Consider the following 22619-nt stretch of genomic DNA (forward strand, 5'->3'; position numbering starts at 1 on the left):
CTTCCGGTTCAAAAACAGCTCTGCCCAGCAGGGCAAATCCCGAAAGGAGAAAACCCCATCTTGACCCACCGATGATATCCGAAACATAACCTTCAGGCGGGTCACTTCTCGGTGGAAATCCCGGGTCAACTCTCAGTGGCAATCAACACATGTCGGACATCCAGGCCAAAATTCAGTCCTACTACGACCTCCATGGCCAGTGACGGGCGCCCCATGAACCCCGCGCTGAAGGAGGCCGCGGTGCGGCTCACTATCAGGAGAACGATCATGCCGCTGCCACTTCTTGAGCTGCCGATCATCGCCACGGCCTTCATCCTGCAGCCCGCCGCCGACGCATCCGCCCGCTCCGCGCCGTCCCCGTGCGGCGGCCGCCATCCCCAGACCGTGGCGGATTGCTGCGTCCACCTCCCGGACTGGGATCGGCACGCGAACCTCGTCCTCCTCACCCCCCTCCGCGTCACCTCCAAAGATAGCGAAAGGAAAGAGAGCCATGTCGATCTTCGGTAGGACTTCGGTCCTGGCCGCCATCTTGTCGGCGGCGATCTGGGCGCCGCCAATATTCGCGCAGGAGACGCCGGCCGCTCAGCGCGACGCGATCGAGCAGGATCGCCCCGACGACTTCTATTGCGGCGAGCGGCGACTCGGCCAGTGGTTCTACTGCGCAAAGCCGAAGCCGGCAGAGGATGCCGTGCCGCGGGCGCAAGGCAAAGAGGAGAGCGCGACGGACCGCATCGCTGCGATCACAAGGCAGCTCGACGAACTGAAGGCGAAGGCGATCCTCGACCCAACCGAGGCCAATGTGATCAATTATGTGCGGTTCCAGCGCGAGCAGCTCGATCGCGCATCCACATTCTCGGACACCTGGCAGCGCGCGCTCTGGCAGAACCCAGATCTCGACTATACGCTGCAGCGTCCGGTCTCGACGGTCGGGAAACGCCTCTGGCTCGACAACCGTCAAGCCGACCGGGATGCGGTGCTGACGAGCCTCGGGCAGCGCTACGGTCTCTTCTATTTCTACGCCCAGAGCTGCGGCGCCTGCGAGGTATTTGCGCCGATCCTGCGTTCGGTGACCGACAGCCATCGGCTTACCGTAATGGCCGTCTCGATGGATGGCGGCCCAAACAGGGAATTCCCGAACTACGTCGTCGATTCAGGCCAGCGGGCGCGGATGGGCGTTCCCGGCAATGAGACGCCGGCGCTTGTCCTGTTCGATACCCAGACCAAGCGGACGATCCCGGTCGGGTACGGCGTGCTCAGCGCCGACGAGATCATGGACCGCATCTTCATGCTGACCAACACCAAGGTGGGGAGCGACTACTGATGGCATGCGGCAAGAAGGGCGCGCTGCGCCGTCGGTTGGGTGCTGGCCTGGCGCTCGTGGCCGCCTCGCACTTCGCCCTCATCGGCGTGGCGCAGGCGGATGTCGCGTCCCAGATGAACGGCTTTTTCAACGATGCCGGCGGCGCCGCGAATGTCACGGGGCCGACCGCCTTTCAGGGTCAGTCGGCGGGTTATTATTCGCTCGGCAATGTCTGGACCCGCTTTCCCCAGAAGAGCGTGTCGCCCTTCAATCTCCAGCTCCCGAGCGCGCGGGCGGGCTGCGGCGGCATCGACCTTTTTGCAGGCAGCTTCTCCTTCATCAACGCTTCCGAGATTGTGGCGATGCTGAAGGCGACCGCGAACAATGCGCTGGGCTTTGCCTTCAAGCTCGCGATCGATTCCGTGTCGCCCGAGATCGGCAAGGTGATGGACGAGTTCAGCCAGAAGGCGCAGCTTCTCAACCAGATGAACATCTCGAGCTGCGAAACCGCGCAGGCGCTCGTGGGTGGGATCTGGCCACAGATGGAGACCACCAGGTCGACCATCTGTGAGGCGGTCGGGAACAGCCAGGGCATCTTCTCGGACTGGGCGGCATCCCGGCAAGGGTGCAACAACGGAAACCGGCGCGACAGCACGATCGCGGGTAATACCGACGCCAATATGAAGGACCAGCTGGTCGGAGAGCCGCACAACTACACCTGGGAGGCCCTCAAAAAGTCGGCCAAGTTCGGGGCTTTCGACCAGTCCTTCTCGGAATATATCATGACCCTCGTAGGGACGGTGGTGACGACCCCGTCGACCGATCCGACCGTGGGCGGCAAGGTCGTGATGTTTGGCCCGGCCGAGGAAGCCGTGGTTACCGCACTGCTCGATGGCACGGCGGATGCGCCGCCCGTCATGATGCTCAAATGCAACGATTCCAACTGCTACGATGTCGGCGAGCAGACCCTGACGGTCCCGGCATCGTCGGCGCTGCGGCCGCGGATCGCTGGAATGATCCGGTCGATGAGCAGCAAGATCCGGACGGACACCGCGCTCGACGCCTCCGAAAAGCAGCTCCTCAATCTCGCGACCGTGCCGCTCTACAAAATCCTCGCTGTCCAGGCGTATGCGCATTACGCGCTCACCGACGGCGAGATCGAGACCCTCTCGGAGATCGTGGCGGTCGACCTGCTTGCGGCCATGCTCGACAACATGTTGGACCGGGTCGAACAGGCGCAGACCCATTATCAGACGTTCGATCAGGCGACTGCTACCCAGTGGAAGCAACAGATCGCCGCCACGCGCCAGAAATTCGCGCAGCGCGATGTGAAGCTGTCCAACAAGCTGCAGGTGACGATGCAGATCATCGACCGCAGCATCATGCTCGAGTCCACCCTTCAGAACTCGATGACGCCGGGCATGTCCTCCGCGCTGAACTTCTCGCGTGGGTTGAACGCACAGGGGCTGATGTAGGGCAGGGGAGCCGGCGCGATGCTCGAGGTCTTCACGGTTGGGGGCGGGGAGTATCTCGTCAACACCTTCAATGCGGTCGCCGCCTGGTCAGGGGGAGGGGGCTATCGATCGCTCCTGCGCGTGGTGATGGTGATGGGCCTGATCTACTCGCTCCTCGTCGTCGCCTTCACGATGAACTTTCGCGTCTGGATGAACTGGTTTCTCCAATCGACGGCGATCTACCTTTGCCTCATGGTGCCGACTATCGACGTGAAGGTCACCGATCGGATCAATCCGTCACTGGCCCCCGCAACTGTCTCGAATGTCCCGCTTGGCCTGGGCGTGCTCGCGAGCTTTACGACCCAGATTGGTGACTGGCTCACGCGGACGGCCGAGACCGTGTTCGTCATGCCGAGCGAGCTCAACTATTCAACCAACGGCATGGTCTACGGCGCGCGCTTGTTCGATGCGACTCGCAACTTCGTCATCCGGGACGCCGAGTTTTCGACCAATCTCGAGGAGCATTTCAAGAAGTGCTTGTTCGGGGACGTGATGCTCTATCGAAAGTCGCTCACGGTCCTCGCGCAGTCGAAGGATCTCTGGACCGACATCGGTCCTGGGTCGGAGGCGCGATCGCAGGAATGGCTCGAACGGCAGGGTGACGGCACCGTGACCAGCGCGATCGTTACCTGCCGGCAGGCCTACGACATGCTCAGCGCCAGATGGGCGCCGATGATCGAAGCGAACACGCCGCTATGGGGCAAGGAGCTTTACCCAAAACTCAGCAACGCGCTGGCGGCCGACAAGCTCAAGCACGATCTCCCGATCGCCAACGCGGCGTTCACGGGATCGGGGAGCAACTATAGCGATGCAATGCGTCAGAACACGGCGATCAACGCCTTCATGCAGGCTCGCAACAGCATGGCTGGCGGCTCGGGCGCCGCAACGATCGACACCTTCGCCCAGACCCGGGCGGACATCCAGGCGCGCAACACCTACAATTCGATCGCGCAGCAGGCCATGGCGTGGGTGCCCATCCTCAACATTGTGCTGACCGTCGTCTTCTTCGCGATGTTCCCGGTGATCTTCCCGCTGTTCCTAATGCCGCAAACGGGGCTTGCATCGCTCAAGGGCTACGCGATGGGGTTCTTCTATCTCGCAGCATGGGGTCCGCTCTACGTCATCCTCCATATGATCTGCATGACCCGCGCGGAGGCCGCGGCCGCCGGCGTCGCTGGTGGTGGCGTGACGCTGGGCTCCTATGCCGGCATTGGTGCAGTGAATGGCGAGACGGCGACGATTGCCGGCTTCATGCTCATGAGCATCCCGTTCCTGGCGGCCGGGCTGGCGCGCGGCGCGATGTCGATCGCGGGGCAGGCGACGTCGATGCTCGCACCAGCGCAGAATGCGGCCGAGGCGGCGGCCCTGGAGCAGACGACGGGCAACTACTCCTACGGCAATGTCAGCTGGGCGAACGCGACGTCGAACATGCGTCAGAGCGACCAATGGTCGACGGCGCCGAGCTATATGGGCGGAGCTCCGAGCATCGGCTGGCGGCAGGACAATGGTGCGGTCGTATCTGGCTTTGGGAACGGTCAGGACGTGATCGACATGAATGGCGCGATCTCGCGCCTCGGCTTCACGCCGACGATGAACAGCGGCACGGTCGCCGAATGGCGGGAGATGGCGAACGAAGCGCATCGTCAGGCCCAGGCTTACGAGAACGCAGCACAAGACATTCTCACCAGCACGCACACGAACCGCAGCGCTTTTGGGACCTCGTCGGAACGTTCATCCGGCTTCGAATCCGGCACCGGCCGGTCGTCCAACACCAATATCGAGCAGTTCGACCGGACGACGGGGTCCAGCTCGCAGGGTATGGAGGAGCGGTCGTCGACCGGACAGAGTCAGAGGATATCGGAGGGCCACGAGCGTTCGGCCGGAACGCTGGACCAGGTCACCGGTGGTTTGAGTGGCACCCTCGGTGGAGCGGGCCGCCAAGGCGGCGGAAAGCCTGGGGCTCGCGGAGTGCTGCCGAACGTCGGTGGGAACCTCGGTGTGACTAAGACCGGGCAGCAAGCCGACAGCCTCCGGTACGGGACAGACGAAACACGCTCGACGGACAACTCGAGTTCGGCATCCAGCGGCGTCCGGGACGAGCATTCGAGCGGAAGCGGGGCGACGACGTCGGACGGCACCTATGCTCGCTCGGGGACATTCAGCCGAGGGTCGACGACGACTTCTTCCTCTCAAGCGACCGAGGATGCTCTCTCCCGCGCCAGGTCCTATTCGGAAGCGGCCAGGCGCATGGAAGAGCTGTCCCGATCGCTTTCGCGCGACGCGAGCTTCGCCGAATCTCATGGCATGCAGCTCAGCGAGAATATGAGTCAGGATCTCGCTCAATGGTATCGGCAGCAGCAGGCGCTTCACCCCAATATGGACGCGCCCGAACTTTGGGCCACCAACCTGACGCCGCAGCAGCGGGCGGTGCGTGACGCGATGATCAACCAATGGGCCCAGGAGAAACGCGACGCGCTATGGGCGGAGATCAGCGGCAACATTCAGGAACCCGCGCTCGTCGACGTCAATCGCATCGAGATTGGCGGTGCGTCAGAGGTGCGTGCATCCTATCGCCCCCACGGCGTCGACCGGGTGGGCGGGGGAGGGGGCGGAGGAGATCCTGGCGCCGCGGCCCGCATCATCGCTGAAGGCCGTGCCAGGCTCGATGTCGACAGAGCCAGTGCGCAGGCCGCGCGCAATAGTCGTGGCGAAGCAAGCGTCGATCTACAGTCCGAAGTCTCTCGAGACCATAACCGCGGCTTCTTCAACGATCCTGATTTGCGGAAGTGACTGGCAACCTAGAGTGCCAGGAAGAGGTACGCGCCAGTCGCCGCGAGAAGCACGAGCGAAATGACGCCGCCAATCATTCTGCCGCGCGTCAGCGGACCATCGTCATCATCTGATACGAAGAGTTCGTGCGGCATCGGATCCGCTGGCCTGTAAATTGGGCCAGAGGGCAGATCTTTGGTCAGGCCATAAGTTATCGTGTCGATCATCGCGCGAATTCCTGAGCCGCTTATAGACGATTTTAGGTTTGTTCGCAACGAGCTGAGCAGGCGTTTGGATAGCACCAAAGGGCTAGGAATCGACGTCCGAGCGCGGGTCATCTTCCGGCGCTATACCGCTCGCGGGCCGGTCGAACGGCCCCGCCAGCCACGAACTCAGATACTCGGCCACCATGCCGATGAATGGCTCGCGCTGCTCGGCGGACGCTCTCGTGAACGCTTCCAGCGGCCAGGCCAGTAGGCTGTCGAACGGGCGTGGGTGAATGGCGAAACGAGCTGCCAACGGAATCCCCATCTCGAGCGCTGCGGCAGCGAAAAGGGCGCGCTGGATATGACCGTTCCCATCGAGAAACGGGTGAATCTTGCCGAACCAGCAGAAGAGATGGGTCAGTGTCAGGAGTTGCACATACGGGGCGGCGGACCGCGCGGGGGCCAAGTCCCGACGAACCTCCGACAGCATGAAGTCGAGCTGAGCCGCGACGTTCTCGGGTTCCTCGAACGAGAAGCTCTTTTTAGGCGTGAAGACTTGCGGAGCGCCCGATCGGCGTCCCTCGAGCGACGTCCCCGCCGTACCGCGATAGGTGCCGGCATATTCCGGAAAACCAGTCGGCGTGAACTCAGTAAACAGGGTTCGGTGAAGGTCGCGCGGATCGGTCAGGATCGACAAGCGATAGCCACTGTCTGTGTCTATACGCTGTTGTAGCGCCCCGCATGCCTCGCTCATCACCGCGTGGTAACCCGGCATGGTGTAGGCCTGCCATTCCGGCGGCGCGGTGTTTGGCGGCATCACAGAAAATCCTCACCGGCATGATCGTCGAAAATCCCGGCGTCGCGGACATAGCCGGCTACCGTGTCGAGCGATTTGTGCCGCGAATGATCCTTCATCTTGAAGAGGTTCGCGCGCTTTGCAGCCGCCTCTGTGAGGAAGCCGGCTCGCAGCGAGTGCCCGGAGAATAGGGACGGGTCGAGCCCAGCCGCCGACGCGCACGCTTTGACGAGGCGAGCCACGGTCTTGTCGGTGATCGGGTCGGCCGTCAGCGTGTCGCCCCGGGTCAGGCGGCGGAACACCGGACCCCTCCGCGACTTCCCGGTCTCAGGGTCCGGCCCCTTCAGATCAGCTGCCTCGAGCCATTCATCGAGCAAGCTGACCGGCCGGATCTGCCGTCCTTCGGGGATCGCGATCTCCTGACCTTCCGCGTCCTGGTCGCCTTTTGAGCGCGGGATTACGATGCGCACGCCTGAAGGCTCAAAGGCGAGGTCGGGAAGCTGCATGCCCGCGATTTCCGAACGTCGAAACGCCCCTGCCATGCCGGTCGCCAGGATCGCGCGATCGCGCTTGGCTCGAAGGCCAGTCCCATTGATCGTCGCGAGCATGGCGGCAAGCACGTCCGCCGCCGCAGGGGCCTTCTGGTCCTTCTTGCGCGCATATTTGCGGCGCACGCCCGCCATCATCTGGGCGATGATGCCGGCCGCGTCGCGCGCCGTGGGCGACGCGAGGCCGGTCTCTTTGTGCTGATGATTGATCGCTGCGAGGCGGCGTCCGATCGTGACCGGCGCGATGCCCGCCTCGGCCTCGACATGGGCAAAGAGCGCGACGATGTCCGGATGAGCCGGCAGCGCCTCCACGTTGCGGGCATCACAGAACGCGCAGAAGCGTTCCCAGTCGGTGGCATAGGCTCTTTGGGTCGAGTTGGCCTTGGACGCAGCCAGCGTGTCGCGCGCACCTTCGATTTCCGCGAGAAGATCCGCGGGTAGATTGGTCGGTATCGGAAGCAGGTCGCGAGCCATCGCGATCAGCCTAACAGAGCCCCCTCTTCAAGCCAATCTTATGTCCGAGAATCGCATTTATCGGACATAAGAATTGCTAAGACGCGGTGGGGATCTCCCTTGCCGCAGTCAGGACGCGCTCCAGATGCGCCCTGCCATCGATCTGGTTGAGCTGCCCTCTCGTCGATACGAACCGCACTGCCCAACGTCAGATGGCCTTGACAGTATGTTTGATAGCTAACATCTATGTTAGATGGCTAACAAAGAGACGGTTCTCGAGCACAGCACGGTGGGCGCATGGGCGAAGCGATGCTTTTTCGCGGGACGCGCGCTCATGGAAGAGACGCTGCGACCGCACGATCTGGGGGGCACGCAATGGTATATTCTGCACCAGCTTGCGCGGGTCGGGCCGACGATGCAGCGCGAACTCGCGCCGCTGCTCCAGATCGAGCGCGCGACGGTCAGCATCATCGTCTCGGCGCTGGTGCGGAAGGGATTGGTCGAACAGGTCTCGAGCGGCCTCGATCAGCGCCAGAAGCTGCTCCGCCTAACCCCGGCAGGGACAAGATTATGGAGTGAATTGCCCGATCTCGCTTTCATCCATGACGAGGCATTCGGCGGCTTCTCCGAAGCCGACATCGAAACGACGGCGCGGGTGCTGAGAGCAGCGACTGAGCGCCTCAACCTCCGACTGAAAGGCAAGAAGGCATGACGATCCTGGTGACCGGTGCGACCGGATTGGTCGGTGAACGCCTAGTACCGCGCCTGGTTGAGGCAGGACAGGACTGCCGCGTCCTAGTTCGGCCAGGCAAAACTGCGCCTGACGGAGTGCGGGCTGTGCAGGGCGATCTTTTCGATCCCGCATCGCTGGCAGGCGCGGTCGCTGGCGTTTCGGCAGTGGTCCATCTGGCAGCTGTGTTTCGCACGCAGGACACCGACCTGATTTGGAAGAGCAACCTGGAGGGCACGCGCGGCCTGATCGCCGCTGTGCTCGCCCACGCCCCCACAGCGCGTTTCCTGATGGCGAGCACTTCCAACGTCTACAACAAGAACAGCCCGCAACCGGGACGCGAAACCGATGCGGTCGAGCCGAACGAGGCCTATCCCGCCAGCAAGGTCGCAGCCGAGCTTTCGCTGCGACAAAGCGGCCTAAATTGGGCGGTCGTTCGGTTTCCCTTCGTTTATGGTGATGGCGACGGCCATCTGGAGATGCTGCCGAAGCATCTGGGCGCCTTCGGATTTCACCCGGCCAACCGAATGAGCACCATCCATCACCGCGATATCGCGACCGCGATTGAGCTGGCTTTGGGAGGCGCGTTCGATGGCCGCATAGTCAACGTGTCGGACGAGGCGCCCACAACGATCTACGAACTGGTCAAACTGGTCGGCCACACGATGGCCCCGTCCTCGGAACCGATGCAGAACCCGTGGCACCTTCATGTCGACGGCTCGCTTGCGCGAAGCCTCGGTTTTCAATCGACTGTGAGGACTGTCTACCAAGCTCACCAGGAAGGAATACTCTGAAGCTACGGCGTGAGAAGCCAACGGCAGCGCTCGCAACGACCGCCGACCTGCTGGTGCTCGAGGCTCGTCGGAAGAACAAGCTGCAGAGGCGTGAGATGGAGTTCAACATCAACTGACGCCCGATGGGCATCGCCTCCCTAGGCGACGCGTCCGAGCGCACGCTTCACGCGCGGCGTGATCGTATAGACCGCTTCGCGCTGGGCACCCCGGTTCTCGTGGTCGACGCGGTACCCCTGATAATGGCGGCGGACCAAGCCAGCTCGAACGAGATCCGAGACAGCGCGGCTGACGTTGGTGCGTCCCGAATGCCGAAGGCGGGCACGCACCCCTTCCGCAATCATCTCTTCGGCTTGCTCGTCGTCAACCGGCAATACGCCTTTCCGTGCAAGCTCAGCGCGAACTTGGTTGACCACGGCGACGCGTCGCGCATCGCGCTGTGCCATTGGCATCAGCGCGTCGCTCAACCAGTCTCGGATTGCGATCACGCGACCGTCCTCGCGGACATAGGGGCCAGCGCTATCGCTCTGCCCAGCCGCGCGAGCGATCAGATTGAGGACCATGAAGGTATAGCGAGGTCGCGCAGATACGTCGGCGAGCCGTTCGAGTACGCCCGGCAGGTCGATTTCGATGTCGTTCGCTGCTTCAGTTCGCGGCTGCGCTCCCTCGCGCAGCTGTGCGATTTCCGAGGGCAGATCACTCTGCTCAGCGGCATGATCCATCGTGAAGAGGTCCGGCTGGAACATGGAACATTTCAAGCACGAACGCGCCCATTTGTGAATCCCTTCCCTGTATTTTCTCTGCCCTTTAATCACCCGTGACACTTTACCAGGCTCTCCGGGTAAAGTGTCACTGCTGGTTCTCCGAGTGTGCCGATCGTCGTGGGAATGCCGGGCGAAAAATGGACGCGTGCGAATGGAAGAAGACTGGTGGCCGGACCTGCTGGCCCATATCCCGATCGAGGACCCGTGGGCCGAACCCGACGTGCTGGTCGCGGAGATCCGCAGCTACGATGACCCCTGGATCCCGGGGACGCGCATCCTTTGGTCCGCGTTGGTTCCTACCGCCGATTTCGATGCCCTCAACGGCCAGCTTATCGCCTTCAACTATGAGGTTGAATCGACCGGGCGCCCCGGCCCCGGCCGCAATGTCGCCGGGTCGGTCAATCCGCGGTTCTGGATCGGTGCCTATGCCGACGGACAGCGCATCGAATGCGAGCCGCTGATTCTGGGCTGGGAGAACCACAACCACTCGGCGATGGTACTCGACCCCAAATTTGCGATGACTTACGGCCTCATGCCGCGGGCGTTGAGCGATGGGTCAATTCATTGGGACAATCCTGCGGAACCCGAGTTCGATGTGGCCCGTGTCAGCGCACCGTCGATCTATGCCGACCTCCAGCAATCCGGCGCCCGAGCGACTGTCTCGCGTGACTATCTCCAGGACTATTTGAGCCTGCGCGGTATGGAGCTGGTCCAGGTCTACTGGGAAAGTCGCCACGGCCCTGTTGATGCCGCCGCCAACGCGCTGCTCGGCGATCGCCAGCAAGCGAACGAGAAGCTGCGGACGCGTGAAGTGGACGTTCGCCGTCGGCGCGAGGGCGGCTTCTTCGCGCAGGTCTGGGGCGCGCGGCACATAGCCCGGCCGGGTCCGCTGCCGATTACCAACAACCCCCTTGAGGAGACCGGGCTTTCTTGGCCGGGCATAGAGGAACCGGTCACGATGACGGTCGCTCAGCGCTTCCGCCCATGGGACCATGTCTATGTCCGCGACACGGTGCTTGGCATCTATGAAGGAAGGCCCGGCTTTAACGTCGGAGCGGAGGATGGACATGTCGGTTACGGCAACCAGTGGAGCGTTGGCCCGACGAGAAGGGTTGGACGCGACGTTATCCAGCTTGAGGTGCGCAAGCTCTACGAGGGCACGCCGGCGCGAGTGGTTCAACACTTCCACGACCACGCGGTCATGCCGACCCCCGAATTGCTGTCCGCGCAAAGCCACCAGGCGCGGAATGTCGGTGTTCGCGCAAAGGAGCTTGTCTACGGTGTCGCCGACATCGGGGCCATGCTCTGCGGGCTTGCCGCGATGTTTGGTCTCGATGCGGTCGGGACCGAAGACTACGTGGGGCTGGACCGCGCCTGGTTGACGCCCAACGGGTGGTGGAACGGCTCGCATGTCGAGCCAATCCTGCACCATATCCCGGCCGATCTTTCGCGGGCCGATTTTCTGGCCCGGTGCCTCGATCTCGACAAGCTGCTGGTCGAGCCGCTCGCGGAACGGCGGCTTCGCCCACTCGTGCTGGCTTTCGGGACACCCGCGGATAAGATCAACGACTTTCGCGGACTGAAGCTCCTGGATCGGCTGATTTGCCTTTGCAATGTCGCGATCGATGCCGCGTTGGTTCCGTGGCAGGCCGGCGACGAAATCATTCGCCGCTACGCCGAGGATGGGAGCGAACCGTCGCGACCGCTCGTGAAGCTCTTCGCCCTCTCCGACCTTCGGCAGGCCGCTGGGCACAGGAAGGATCCGGATGTCGTGATACCATCTGCGCTTGAGCGCTTCGGCCTGGACATGAACGCGGCACGCGGAGGCTGGGGGTTTGTGCTCGACGAAGTCTACGACCAGCTTTCCGCGCAACTCGCACAGATCCACGCGACGCTTGTCGGCGTGATGAGAATCTCCGCCGGGTAGCCGATATCAAGCCTGCGGCGCTCCTCCCAACGCCTGCGGCAGTACCCAATCTTCACCGACATAGGCCCCATAGCGCCGGAGAATGCCGCGGGCGGTGCGAGACGTGTCCCAGACCAGCCCGTCGGTGCTTAGCACGCCGTTGAAATAGGTGCTCAACGCGGCAAGCTGCATGTCGATGACGTCGTTTATGCGCAGATGATGGGCACGCCCCGTCTGGCGCCCGGTCTGCACCCAGAGGATGTAGTAGACCATCATGCACAGCGAATAGCGGAAGGCGAACATGCCGCGGGCCTGGGTCAGCTTGATGCCTTTGCGCCGGGGCAGCGGCTGATTGTCGACGAAGAAACGGGCGGTCGTTTCCTTGAGAAGCCGGAACAGGATTTCGCGAGTCTCATCGCTCACATTTGCGCCGGTCCGCAGCTCCTTGATTTGGGGCTGCTTGAACTCTTTGGTGATGTCGACGAGCGCTTCTTCGAGCCCCTCCATCTGCTTGCCCAGCTCGGCGATGACGTTGACGGCTTCCTGCTCGAGTTCGGCCATTCGAGCCTTCAGGGCGTCCGAGGGCGGCAACTCCCTCAGCCCCTTCATGATGTGGTCGAGCTCGACCCCACCTTCATAATCGAACAGGAGATCGACGTCTGAGGGCGACGCGATATCGAATTCCAGCAGCTTGTGGGTCCGCTTCAATAGGAAGACCTGATTGGGAAAGGCCGACGCGATCAGCAGCGACTCGCGTGAGGTCGAGAGCGCGTTGCGTTTGCGCATCTCGATGAGCGTCAGGTCCGAAAGCACGATGTGATGGTCGCGCGACGCTACGAGATAGGCGCGGAGATCGGGATTCCTGAGCGCGTTTGAGTCAGCGAGGAGCATGGACATTCCTCCAAGCTACCGCGCGAGATCATCTTTTGAACGCGAAATGCGCTTGCCTGGGTTGGGGGCCCCTGAAGCAGGAGCCGAAGGACGATCGATACGAGCGCCTTGACTCTCATCCGCATGCCATGAAACAAAAGGGGAACAGAATCACTGCTGCCGAGTCTCTTGAATGCCATGCGTCAATCCGCCGTCCTCGAAGATTTGCGAGCGCGCATCGCGCGTATCGAGGGCGTAGGCGTCCGCCACGACGCGCTTCCGTTCGGCATCGACGAACTGGATCAGCACCTGCCGGGCGGCGGCATTGCAGCAGGTGCGCTCCACGAAATGGCGGGCAGCCCCGATCTGGCCGACGATGCGAGCGCGACCGTTTTCCTCGCAGGGATCCTGGCACGGATGGAGGGACCGGTCTTCTGGTGCCTGCGCTGGCGCGACCTGTTCGAACCTGCGCTTCACCTTGCGGGTCTTCATCCTGACCGCGTGATCTATGTTGAAGCCGGCAGCGACACCAATGTCCTGCTGGCGATGGAGGAATGCCTGCGGCATGCCGGCATTGCGGGTGTCGTCGGCGAGGTCGGGAAATATTCGACCACTGCGTCCAAACGCCTGCAGCTGGCAGCCGAGAGCTCGGGCGTAGCGGCGTTCGTTTTCCGCCGCGCGGCGAAAGCCGAGCAGGTTGCCGAGGGAACGGCTGCGGTGACGCGCTGGCGGGTGACGGCTGCGCCGAGCGAGGATCTTGGGATTCCGAGCCTTGGGCGGCCGCGGTGGCGGGTCGATTTGGAACGTGTACGCGGCGGCAACCCGCACGCCTGGATTGTGGAGGCGTGCGATGCGACGGGTCGTATCGCTCTTCCTGCCGCACTGGTCGACCGACCGGCTGCGGCGGAAGATCGCAAAATTGTCGCCTGACCGCCGTGACGGACTGATCCTCGATCGTCCGCTCGCGACAGCGATACCCGACCACGGGCGCCGTATCATCGCGGCGCTCGATGCGGATGCCCGCGCTCTCGGCATTCGGGCCGGCATGACCGTGACCAAGGCCCGCTCGTTGGCACCCGAGCTGCAGATTGTGGATGCGGAGCCTGATAATGATCTCCAAGGGCTCCGCGACCTCGCCCTCTGGGCCGGCCGGCGCTATTCGCCATTCGTGTCACCCGACGCACCCGACGGCATCTGGCTCGACATCACCGGCTGCGCAGGGCTTTTCGGCACCGAAAAGGCACTGCTGAAGGATCTTCACCGGCGTATCGCGGGCTCTGGCCTCAGCCTGCAGATCGCGGTCGCGGATACCGCCGGCTGCGCCCACGCGGTCGCTCGGCATGTGCCCGCCGGTCGCCCGGTGACGATCGAGCCCGGCGCCCAGCGTGCGGCGATATCGATCCTTCCCATATCGGCATTGCGGCTGCCACTGAGCGACGTCGAGGGCCTGCGTCGGCTGGGGTTCGAACGGATCGAACAGCTTATCGGCACGCCCCGCGCGCCGCTCGCCAAACGGTTCGGACGCGAGCTGCATCGCCGCCTCGACCAGGCCCTGGGGCTGCTCCACGAGCCGATCGAGCCAATCTTCCCTGAGCATCTTCCCCAGGCTCGCCGCGGCTTCATGGAGCCGATCGCGACGCCAGAGGCCTTTGCCCAGGTCATCGGCGATCTCGTCGAGGATGTCGTTGGTCAACTCGCCTGCATCGGCAAAGGTGCCCGGCGGCTGGACTGTTATTTCCATCGCGTCGACGGCAACACCCAGGCGATCCGCGTCGGGACGGCGGCCGCCTCGCGCGACGCGTCACATCTCGCGAAACTACTGTGCGCGAAGATCGAAACGATCGAGCCGGGCCTCGGCATCGAGGCGATGACGCTGGTTACACCGCTGGCTGACGTGCTGGCGCCGCGACAGCGCGAAGGGCTTGAGAAGCGGGGCCGCGGCCCGGACCTTGGTGCCCTGGTCGACTCGCTAGCCAATCGGTTCGGCCAGCGGAACCTTCACCGGGCCCGGCCCCAGCCGAGCGTGATGCCGGAGCGATCGGTCGCGATCTCGCCCGCGCTGGCGAAGGAGAGCGGCGCAGGTTGGGACGATGATCTGCCCCGCCCCGCGCGGATGCTGGATCGGCCTGAGCCGATCGACGTCATCGCTCTGCTGCCTGATGACGCGCCGCGCCTCTTTGTCTGGCGTCGGAAGCGCTACCGGGTGACGCAGGGCGACGGTCCCGAGCGGCTCCACGGGGAGTGGTGGCGCGAGAGCGGGGACGAAGCGGGCAAGGCCCTTATCGTTCGCGATTATTATCAGGTCGAGACCGAGACAGGCGGCCGCTACTGGCTGTTCCGCCTCGGAGATGGGGCCAATCCGGCGACCGGGACAATGCGCTGGTTCATCCATGGTGCGTTTGCATGAGCACCGAAGAAGCCTGCTATGTCGAACTGCAGGTCACAACGCATTTCAGCTTCCTACGCGGTGCATCGTCGCCCGAGGAGCTGTTTGCGGCGGCCGCCCTACTCGGCATACCCGCGCTGGGCATCGTCGACCGGGGGTCTGTGGCCGGCATCGTTCGAGCATGGGATGCGGAACGCACCACCGGCGTCAGGGCGATCATCGGGTGCCGCGTCGATCTGAACGATGGGACGGCGCTCCTCCTCTACCCGACCGACCGCGCTGCTTACGGCCGAATGTGCCGGCTGCTGAGTGTCGGCAAGGAGCGAGCGGGCAAAGGCGGATGTCATCTCGATTGGCCAGATGTCGAGCAATGGAACGAGGGGATTATCGCGATCCTCAACCCCGATCGCGCCGACGTCGCCACCGAGATCGCGCTCGCTCGGACCAGGCGGATTTTCGGCGACCGGACCTATCTTGCGCTTTCGGTCCGACGGCGGCCGAAAGACGCCATCCGCCTGCGCGATCTCGCGGCCCTCGCTGCGGCCGTGCGGGTGCCGACCGTCGCAACCAACGACGTGCTTTATCACGCGCCCGATCGGCGGATGTTGCAAGACGTGGTCACCTGTGTCCGCGAGAAGTGCACGATCGACGAACTGGGTAATCGGCGCGAACGGTTCGCCGATCGGTATCTTAAGACCGGCGAGGAAATGGAGCGGCTCTTCCGGCGCTATCTCAAGGATGCGTCACCTGTTGCGCGCACGCTCGAGGTCGCCGCGCGCTGCGCCTTCAGTTTGGAAGAGCTTCGCTACCAGTATCCCGACGAGATCAGCGTCCCGGGTCGGACGCCGCAGGAGGAGCTAGAGCGCCTCACGTGGCAGAAGGCTCCGGAGCGCTATCCCGAGGGCGTGGACGACAAGGTCCGTGCGCAATTGGAGCACGAGCTGAAGCTCATCGCCGAACTGGAATACGCGCCTTATTTCCTCACGGTTCATTCCATCGTGGCCGAGGCCCGTCGGCGCGAGATCCTCTGCCAAGGTCGGGGCTCCGCCGCGAACAGCGCTGTCTGCTATGTCCTCGGCATCACCTCGATCGATCCGGTGCGATCCGAGCTGCTCTTCGAACGGTTCGTCTCGGCCGAGCGGCGCGAGCCGCCGGATATCGACGTCGATTTCGAGCATGAGCGGCGGGAAGAAGTGATCAAATGGATTTACGAGACTTATGGCCGCACCCATTCGGCGCTGACTGCGGTGGTCACCAGATATCGCGCCCGCGGTGCGGTCCGCGATGCCGGCAAGGCGCTCGGCCTGAGCGAGGATGTGACGGCCGGACTGTCCAGTTCGGTCTGGGCGTGGAGCCGAGAGGGCGTCGAGGAGAAGCATGCCGAGGAGCTTAATCTCGATCTCGGCGATCGACGCCTGGCTCTGACCCTGGAGCTGGCGCGTCAGCTCATCAACACCCCGCGTCATCTGTCTCAGCATCCGGGCGGCTTCGTCCTCACGCGCGACCGCCTGGACGAGTTGGTGCCGATCGAGCCTGCCGCCATGGAAGACCGGCAGGTGATCGAATGGGACAAGGACGATATCGATCTGCTCGGCTTCATGAAGGTCGACGTGCTGGCGCTGGGCATGCTGTCGTGCATGCGGCGCGCCTTCGAGTTCATGGAGAACGACAAGGGCGTGAAGCTCGACCTTGCCACGATCCCGGCCGAGGATCCGGCGACTTACGCTATGATCCGCAAGGCCGATACGCTGGGGGTCTTCCAGATCGAAAGCCGAGCGCAGATGGCTTCCATTCCCTTGATGGCACCGCGGACCTTTTACGACCTCGTCATCCAGGTCGCGATTGTGAGGCCCGGCCCCATTCAGGGCGACATGGTCCATCCCTATCGCCGCCGGCGCAACGGGCAGGAAGAGGTCACCTATCCGACCGAGGAGCTGCGCCGTGTGCTCGAGAAGACATTGGGCGTACCTCTGTTTCAGGAGCAGGCGATGCGCGTTGCCATCGAATGCGCCGGCTTCACGCCGAGCGAGGCAGACCTCCTGCGGCGGGCAATGGCGACCTTCAAATTGACCGGAGGCGTCTCACATTTCCGGGACAAGCTCATCGACGGGATGGTCAGCCGCGGCTACGATCAGGAGTTCGCAGAGCGGACCTTCAAACAGATTGAGGGATTCGGCTCCTACGGTTTTCCAGAGAGCCACGCGGCAAGTTTCGCGCTGATCGCCTATGCGAGCAGTTGGGTGAAATGCCATCATCCAGACGCGTTCTGCGCTGCGTTGCTGAACGCCCAGCCCATGGGCTTCTATGCGCCTGCGCAGATCGTGCGCGATGCGCGCCAGCACGGCGTCGAGGTGCGGCCGATCGACGTCAATCATAGTCGCTGGGATTGCACGCTGGAGCCCGCGGGCGGCCGGTATCTCGCTGTCCGCCTCGGGCTTCGCATGGTGAAGGACCTCGCCAATACGGACGCGGCGGCCATCGTCAAAGTGCGGGGCGACCAACCCTATGCAAGCGTGGAGGAGATCCAGCGCCGGGCCGGCGTGGGGCGCGGCGCGCTCGACCGCATTGGCGAAGCCGATGGGTTCGGATCGCTCGGGAACAGCCGGCGAGAGGGCCTTTGGAGTGTGAAGGGGCTCGGCAACGCTGCGCTACCCCTCTTCGCCGCCGCCGACGAGCGCGAAGGCAAGTTGCGCGACGAAGCGATCGAGCCGGAAGTGATCCTGGCCCCGATGGGCGTCGGCGCCGAGGTCGTCGAGGACTATCGCGCCTCCGGCCTCTCGCTGCGCGCCCATCCGCTTGCGTTTTTGAGAGACGAGCTGCGCAGCCGGAAGATGATCACGTGTGAAGAATTGCAGCGCGTAAAGGATGGTCGGTGGATCGATCTCGCGGGCATCGTGCTGGTCAGGCAGAAACCGGGCTCCGCGAAGGGCGTCATGTTCATTACGCTTGAGGACGAGACTAACGTTGCGAACCTGGTCGTCTGGACAAACGTCTTCGAGAAGCACCGCCGCATCGTGCTGGGCGCGTCCATGATGGGCGTGCGTGGGCAGGTTCAGCGCGAGGGCGAGGTAATCCACGTGATCGCGCAGCGGCTTGATGACCTCTCTCCGCTGCTCGCGAGCGTCGGAAACCGCGCCGACGTCGCCGATATCTATCGGGTGAGCCGCGCCGACGTGGTGAAGAGCCCGATGCGTCCGGATCCTCGTGATCCGGGATCACCTCTCGGGCGCCAGCCCCGCGACATTTTCATCCCGGACCTGCGCATCGGGACCGGCATCGTGCCAAGCCGGCCGACCGAAGGCATCAAGATCAAACCACGCGACTTCCGCTGACTAGGCCACGCGTCGCTCGATACGGTTGCCACCAGCCGACTTTACGATTGAAAAGCCGTTGGGCACAGCTTGCTGGACCATCGGAACGTGGGAAATGAGACCGACCGCCCGGCTGTTGCCAACAATCGCCTGCAGCACGTTCAGAACTAGGTCGAGCGTGCCGCCATCATTATCGGTATCCAGGCTTCCAAACCCTTCGTCGATGAAGATAGTATCGAGGCGAATCTGGCCGTGGCTCATCTCGACAATATCGGCCAGACCGAGCGCAAGAGAGAGCGCCGCGATGAACGTTTCACCGCCCGACAAGGTGCTGATCTCTCTTGCGCGCCCGGTCTCGATATCATGGACGCGGACATCGAGGCCGCGCTTGCTCCGTCCACCCACGGACTCAACATCGCGTTCGAACCGGTAACGTCCCGCCGTCATCGGACCGAGCCGGAGGTTGGCAGCATTCAGCACATGATCGAACATCGTTCCGATCGCGAACGTCTCTAACGGGGTTTTTAGGGCGTTATCGCCGGCGAAAGCATCAGCCAGCGAGCGAAGAGGTCCGGTTTCGCGCTCAAGCCTCTCCAAATTGTCGAGTTGCTCCAGCAGCGAGGTGCGCAGATCGACCAACAGCTTGAGAGCCGCGTCCATCTCCGCAGCGGTGCGGCGCGCAGCGAGGGCATCGCCTCGAGCCATTTCAGCCTGTTGGGCAGTGGCCGTCAGGTCCGGCCGGGAGACGTTTTCGACCGCCTTTTGCGCTTCATCGACCCGGGCATCGGCGACGTTGACGTCATCGCGAAACTTCTGAACTTTGCCGATGAGCACGCCGATCTCGGGAATCAGTTTGACGCCTTCCCGATATGTGTCGAGCGAGAGACCAACTTCCTCCAGCCGCTTTGCGAGCGCCCCCCTGGCACTTGTCACGGCCGACCGAGCAGAGCCGACGGCGCGAGCCGCAGCGGTGAGCTGTTCGGCCGCTGTCGCCTTGGCAACGGCCGTGGATTGGCGCTGCTTGTCAGCGGCAGCCACGGCCTCGCGAAGGGATTTAATCTTTTGATCGACGCTTGAGACCTCAGCATCGAGGACGCTCGCATCACGCAGCAATTCCGGAACCCCAGAGATGGCGTCCTGGTACGATCGCGCGGCAACGGCTTGGGCGGTTGTCTTATCCTGCCAATGAGATCGGGCAGCGTTCGAGGCAACGATCGCCTCTTCGGCCTCTCGCTTCGCCTCCACAAGATCGCTTTCCATCAAGCCTAGGTCGACCGGCTCTCCGAGGGCTGACAATTCATCGGCGACCTCCCGCCCCTCCCTCTCGATGATATCTACGTCCGCCCTTGGCGCTGATTGCTCGGCCAGCAGCTTCGTCCGGTCGGACACCAGCGCTTCTGCCGGCGTGATCGCACCCTCAGCGATCGTCGCGTCACGGACGATCCCGTCGTGCTTCCTTCGCGCCTCGTTGAAGTCCCTCTCGAGGCGCTTCGGATCACCTTCGCCGTGTGCAGGTTGAGGGTGGTCCGCGCTTCCACAAACTGGACAGGGTTCGCCATTCACCAAATGCATACTTGCCAGCATTTGGGCCTGTGCTCCGATGAAGGCGCGTTCGGCGAGAGCCAGCTGCTCTTGTGATTGCACCACAAGACCGGCGGTTTGGTCCCGCCTCGCCTTCACCTTACCCAGGTCTTCAATAGCTGCGTCGAGGCGCTGTTTCGCTTGGGTGAACGCCTTCGCCGCCCGAAATTCTTCGCGCAAAGCACCCAGCTTCGCGTCGAGTTGTGCCCGCTTTAGAGCGTCGCTGCGCGCGACTGCAACGCGCTCGGAAAGATCATTATGGACCGTCTCGAGGCGAACTCGCGACGCGTCTGCAGTGTCGAAGGCATCCTGGGCGGCCTTACGATCGGCCGACGCAAGGTCGAACTTCGCCTTGAGATCGGCCGCGCCTGTGAGCGCCTCACGATGGCGCTCCAGCTCGTTGGATCGCTTGATCAGGCCATCGACTCCAGTCGCCGCTGCTTCCGCGGCAACGAAAGCCAGTTCGCTTTCGTCATGGTCAGATATCGCCTTAAGCTCGTTACCGCGGGCCTCGGCTTCTGCAGCGGTCGCGTCATCAAAAGATCGTTCCGCTTCGACTACCCGAGCATCCAGATCTGTCGCCTTCAGCGCTTTCTGGGCGGTGGTGACCGCCCGCTCGGCTACAGCGACGTCGTCGCGTTGCGTTTCGAGTGCCGCACGCGAAGAGCGAGCGTTCTCGACAGCCGAAAATCGCGCTTCGAGCGCTTCCGCCTCACTATGAGCCTTATCGGCGGCGGCCGAGATTGTCTCGGCCCCGACCGCAGTCAGGTCGCTTTCGATTGCCCGATGCCGAGCCGCTTCGATACCAGTGGCCAGTTCGTCGGTACTGGCGAAGCCACTCTCGGTCAGCCGCTGTGCGACGAGGCGATGGCCGTCCTCAAACTCGCGCTTGGCGGAAATCGCGCCTTCCTTCATTCGCTTGGTGATGTCGCGATAGAGGGAAACGTCGAACAGTTCGCGGAGAATGGCAACGCGCTCGTCGCTGGTGGCGAGAAGGAATTTCTCAAAACGGCCCTGGGGCAAAAGGACGATCTGCCGAAATTGCTCGACCCCATATCCGAGCAACTCGCGGACTTGCCGACCGACCTCGCCCACTTTCTTCTCGGCAAGGACGACACCGCAATTATCGGTGGTCACATCGTCGACCGGAACATCGCTCGCATCGAACAGCCAAGCAGCGTGGCTATCGACAGTCTCGCCATCTCCGCGCTTCTTCGGCCGCGCTTGGTCGGGCTGACGACGCACAAAATATCGTCGATCACCAAGCCCGAACAGGAAGGAGACCTCGGTCAGGCGGTCAGGGTCGGCATGTTGAGACCGCATCGTGAAGATGGACTGTTCCTTCTTCGCGCCTTCGCCAAAGAGAGCGAAGGTCATGGCGCTGAAGATAGACGACTTTCCCGATCCAGTAGGTCCATAGATTCCGAACAGGCCAGCATCGACGGCATCTCGAAAGTCGATTTCCTCCATACCGGCATAAGGGCCGAATGCGGACATGATGAGCTTGATGGGTCTCATGCCGCTTCTCCCCCGGCAGCGAGGTCGGCGACCACCTCGTCGACGAGGGCTTTCTCTGCGTCGGTGATGGGAGCTTCGCGAACGAACCGAACGAAGTTCGCGATCACCTCGCCAGGTTGGTCGAGCGCCGCGCGCCCCTCGGCCAGTTGCCTCTCCTGCGACCGATCATCTCGTTCGTAGCTGAGCTGAACAGCATTTGGATAGAGCACCCGAAGGCGCTTCATCGGGTCGATCTGAGGATGTTCGTCGGTGAGCACCACGCGGATCAGATCGTCCGAGCCTTCCGGGGCTGCAAGGAGTTCGGCGAGCTTGCCTCTGATTGCACGCACACTGCGGATCGGAAAAAGGGGAAGCTCCGAAAGCGAAACCGAGCCGTCCGCGGCGAGCTCCACGAGCGTCATGGATTTCGCATGTCCCTCCTCGTCGAATCCGAAAGCGAGTGGCGCGCCCGAGTATCGGATGTGACCTACCCCGACCGCCTGGGGGCGATGAAGGTGGCCCAAGGCGACGTAATGAGCGCCCTCGAAAAGCGAGGCTGGCACCGTTTCTATTCCGCCGACCGACCGTGTTAACGGACGCTCGCCCTCACTGGTGCTGGCACCTTCGACAAATGCGTGGGCCGCGACGACCCACCGAACGCCTTCTGGCAGGTGACGCCGGGCACTTGCGATCTGCTCAGCGAGCACGTCCGCCGGGCAATTAATGCCCTCATTCTCGAAACACGCGCGAGCCGAGAACTCATATCCGAACGGCAGCGCAGAGATGGCGACAACGCCATGTTCGTCGGTGATCAGGAGCGGCCGTTCGTCCCGATCGAGTGGACCTCGAACCAAGGCATGAGCGGTGTTCGCAAGGACTCCCATCGCACCGATTTGCGCGGCCGCGTCGTGGTTGCCCGCGATCAGAACGATTGCCAGTTTGCCGTCTGCAGTGACCTTGCGAATGAAATCTGAGAACCGGCGGAGCGCAGCCTGGGATGGCGTGAGCCGATCGAAAATATCTCCCGCGATAATCAGGGCGTTCGGCTGATGCTCGACGATGGCCGCCTCGACCTGCGCGATGATCGCATCATGGTCTTCCTCCAGGCTCACCCCGTGGAACTGACGTCCCAGATGCCAATCACTCGTGTGCAAGATGCGCATGCCCTGAGTCCGTATAATTTTTATTCGTGTAGAA

At 63.1% G+C, this 22619-nt stretch carries 17 protein-coding genes; 10 read left to right on the forward strand and 7 right to left on the reverse strand.

Translation table 11 applies throughout. The features are described from left to right. Positions 1-213: 213 nt before the first annotated feature. From BV95_RS09510 to BV95_RS09525, 4 genes are read left to right on the forward strand one after another with little or no spacing between them, the layout of a single operon-like run. The gene (locus BV95_RS09510; protein ID WP_156028625.1) at positions 214-507 is read left to right on the forward strand and encodes a hypothetical protein; all 294 of its coding nucleotides are present in this window, start codon (positions 214-216) and stop codon (positions 505-507) included. Next, the gene (locus BV95_RS09515; protein ID WP_037450626.1) at positions 491-1321 is read left to right on the forward strand and encodes a conjugal transfer protein TraF; all 831 of its coding nucleotides are present in this window, start codon (positions 491-493) and stop codon (positions 1319-1321) included. Before BV95_RS09510 ends, BV95_RS09515 begins: the two co-directional genes overlap by 17 nt. Continuing rightward, on the forward strand, positions 1321-2775 hold the full coding sequence (locus tag BV95_RS09520) for a conjugal transfer protein TraH (protein WP_051749686.1): 1455 nt from the start codon (positions 1321-1323) through the stop codon (positions 2773-2775). Before BV95_RS09515 ends, BV95_RS09520 begins: the two co-directional genes overlap by 1 nt. 18 nt (positions 2776-2793) lie before the next feature. Beyond that, complete coding sequence (locus BV95_RS09525) at positions 2794-5604, forward strand: conjugal transfer protein TraG N-terminal domain-containing protein (RefSeq protein ID WP_037450629.1); 2811 nt, start codon at positions 2794-2796, stop codon at positions 5602-5604. Positions 5605-5612: 8 nt separating this feature from the next. On the opposite strand, the gene BV95_RS09530 is transcribed toward BV95_RS09525, so the two are convergent. The 3 genes from BV95_RS09530 to BV95_RS09540 form a co-directional block, all read right to left on the reverse strand. Next, entirely contained in the window at positions 5613-5810 is a 198-nt protein-coding gene (locus BV95_RS09530) for a hypothetical protein (protein ID WP_037450632.1), read from the reverse strand. 82 nt (positions 5811-5892) lie between these two features. After that, entirely contained in the window at positions 5893-6606 is a 714-nt protein-coding gene (locus BV95_RS09535; RefSeq protein WP_234703135.1) for a Fic family protein, read from the reverse strand. Next, positions 6606-7607 carry a site-specific integrase gene (locus BV95_RS09540; RefSeq protein ID WP_037450635.1) on the reverse strand — a complete coding sequence of 334 codons (1002 nt, stop codon included), beginning with the start codon at positions 7605-7607 and terminating at the stop codon, positions 6606-6608. Before BV95_RS09540 ends, BV95_RS09535 begins: the two co-directional genes overlap by 1 nt. Positions 7608-7839: 232 nt before the next feature. On the opposite strand from BV95_RS09540, the gene BV95_RS09545 reads away from it, so the two are divergent. Both BV95_RS09545 and BV95_RS09550 read left to right on the forward strand, forming a co-directional pair. After that, positions 7840-8298 (forward strand): MarR family winged helix-turn-helix transcriptional regulator, encoded by a 459-nt coding sequence (locus tag BV95_RS09545; RefSeq protein ID WP_037450637.1) that lies wholly within the window; start codon positions 7840-7842, stop codon positions 8296-8298. Then, on the forward strand, positions 8295-9110 hold the full coding sequence (locus BV95_RS09550; RefSeq protein ID WP_037450640.1) for an NAD-dependent epimerase/dehydratase family protein: 816 nt from the start codon (positions 8295-8297) through the stop codon (positions 9108-9110). Before BV95_RS09545 ends, BV95_RS09550 begins: the two co-directional genes overlap by 4 nt. 137 nt (positions 9111-9247) lie before the next feature. On the opposite strand, the gene BV95_RS09555 is transcribed toward BV95_RS09550, so the two are convergent. Then, the gene (locus tag BV95_RS09555) at positions 9248-9853 is read right to left on the reverse strand and encodes a hypothetical protein (protein WP_174544478.1); all 606 of its coding nucleotides are present in this window, start codon (positions 9851-9853) and stop codon (positions 9248-9250) included. A 169-nt stretch (positions 9854-10022) separates the two neighbouring features. Between BV95_RS09555 and BV95_RS09560 the strand changes: the two genes are divergently transcribed. Beyond that, the gene (locus BV95_RS09560) at positions 10023-11798 is read left to right on the forward strand and encodes a hypothetical protein (RefSeq protein WP_037450647.1); all 1776 of its coding nucleotides are present in this window, start codon (positions 10023-10025) and stop codon (positions 11796-11798) included. Positions 11799-11804: 6 nt separating this feature from the next. Here BV95_RS09560 and BV95_RS09565 read toward each other — a convergent pair whose 3' ends face one another. Next, positions 11805-12668 (reverse strand): hypothetical protein, encoded by an 864-nt coding sequence (locus BV95_RS09565; RefSeq protein ID WP_234703136.1) that lies wholly within the window; start codon positions 12666-12668, stop codon positions 11805-11807. Positions 12669-12845: 177 nt separating this feature from the next. Between BV95_RS09565 and BV95_RS09570 the strand changes: the two genes are divergently transcribed. From BV95_RS09570 to BV95_RS09580, 3 genes are read left to right on the forward strand one after another with little or no spacing between them, the layout of a single operon-like run. Continuing rightward, the gene (locus BV95_RS09570; protein WP_037450654.1) at positions 12846-13577 is read left to right on the forward strand and encodes an ImuA family protein; all 732 of its coding nucleotides are present in this window, start codon (positions 12846-12848) and stop codon (positions 13575-13577) included. Next, a complete protein-coding gene (locus BV95_RS09575) occupies positions 13498-15054 on the forward strand; it encodes a DUF6504 family protein (protein ID WP_037450659.1) in 1557 nt (518 codons plus the stop codon). The genes BV95_RS09570 and BV95_RS09575 overlap by 80 nt, the downstream gene beginning before the upstream one ends. Beyond that, entirely contained in the window at positions 15051-18365 is a 3315-nt protein-coding gene (locus BV95_RS09580; protein ID WP_037450660.1) for an error-prone DNA polymerase, read from the forward strand. The genes BV95_RS09575 and BV95_RS09580 overlap by 4 nt, the downstream gene beginning before the upstream one ends. Here the strand turns inward: BV95_RS09580 and BV95_RS09585 are convergent, their stop codons facing one another. Both BV95_RS09585 and BV95_RS09590 read right to left on the reverse strand, forming a co-directional pair. Next, positions 18366-21443 (reverse strand): AAA family ATPase, encoded by a 3078-nt coding sequence (locus BV95_RS09585; RefSeq protein ID WP_037450664.1) that lies wholly within the window; start codon positions 21441-21443, stop codon positions 18366-18368. Then, positions 21440-22585, reverse strand: a complete 1146-nt coding sequence (locus BV95_RS09590; protein WP_037450666.1) for an exonuclease SbcCD subunit D — start codon at positions 22583-22585, stop codon at positions 21440-21442. Before BV95_RS09590 ends, BV95_RS09585 begins: the two co-directional genes overlap by 4 nt. Between the last annotated feature and the right edge of the window lie 34 nt (positions 22586-22619).

The sequence above is a fragment of the Sphingobium chlorophenolicum genome (assembly GCF_000722875.1).
In the GTDB taxonomy this organism is placed as follows: domain Bacteria; phylum Pseudomonadota; class Alphaproteobacteria; order Sphingomonadales; family Sphingomonadaceae; genus Sphingobium; species Sphingobium chlorophenolicum.

Excerpts from the sequence above, each read along its gene's own strand:
- BV95_RS09510 (WP_156028625.1), top strand. The coding sequence starts at position 214 with ATGAACCCCGCGCTGAAGGAGGCCGCGGTGCGGCTCACTATCAGGAGA.
- BV95_RS09515 (WP_037450626.1), top strand. The coding sequence starts at position 491 with ATGTCGATCTTCGGTAGGACTTCGGTCCTGGCCGCCATCTTGTCGGCG.
- BV95_RS09520 (WP_051749686.1), top strand. The coding sequence starts at position 1,321 with ATGGCATGCGGCAAGAAGGGCGCGCTGCGCCGTCGGTTGGGTGCTGGC.
- BV95_RS09525 (WP_037450629.1), top strand. The coding sequence starts at position 2,794 with ATGCTCGAGGTCTTCACGGTTGGGGGCGGGGAGTATCTCGTCAACACC.
- BV95_RS09530 (WP_037450632.1), bottom strand. The coding sequence starts at position 5,810 with ATGATCGACACGATAACTTATGGCCTGACCAAAGATCTGCCCTCTGGC.
- BV95_RS09535 (WP_234703135.1), bottom strand. The coding sequence starts at position 6,606 with ATGCCGCCAAACACCGCGCCGCCGGAATGGCAGGCCTACACCATGCCG.
- BV95_RS09540 (WP_037450635.1), bottom strand. The coding sequence starts at position 7,607 with ATGGCTCGCGACCTGCTTCCGATACCGACCAATCTACCCGCGGATCTT.
- BV95_RS09545 (WP_037450637.1), top strand. The coding sequence starts at position 7,840 with ATGGCTAACAAAGAGACGGTTCTCGAGCACAGCACGGTGGGCGCATGG.
- BV95_RS09550 (WP_037450640.1), top strand. The coding sequence starts at position 8,295 with ATGACGATCCTGGTGACCGGTGCGACCGGATTGGTCGGTGAACGCCTA.
- BV95_RS09555 (WP_174544478.1), bottom strand. The coding sequence starts at position 9,853 with ATGTTCCAGCCGGACCTCTTCACGATGGATCATGCCGCTGAGCAGAGT.
- BV95_RS09560 (WP_037450647.1), top strand. The coding sequence starts at position 10,023 with ATGGAAGAAGACTGGTGGCCGGACCTGCTGGCCCATATCCCGATCGAG.
- BV95_RS09565 (WP_234703136.1), bottom strand. The coding sequence starts at position 12,668 with ATGCTCCTCGCTGACTCAAACGCGCTCAGGAATCCCGATCTCCGCGCC.
- BV95_RS09570 (WP_037450654.1), top strand. The coding sequence starts at position 12,846 with ATGCGTCAATCCGCCGTCCTCGAAGATTTGCGAGCGCGCATCGCGCGT.
- BV95_RS09575 (WP_037450659.1), top strand. The coding sequence starts at position 13,498 with ATGCGACGGGTCGTATCGCTCTTCCTGCCGCACTGGTCGACCGACCGG.
- BV95_RS09580 (WP_037450660.1), top strand. The coding sequence starts at position 15,051 with ATGAGCACCGAAGAAGCCTGCTATGTCGAACTGCAGGTCACAACGCAT.
- BV95_RS09585 (WP_037450664.1), bottom strand. The coding sequence starts at position 21,443 with ATGAGACCCATCAAGCTCATCATGTCCGCATTCGGCCCTTATGCCGGT.
- BV95_RS09590 (WP_037450666.1), bottom strand. The coding sequence starts at position 22,585 with ATGCGCATCTTGCACACGAGTGATTGGCATCTGGGACGTCAGTTCCAC.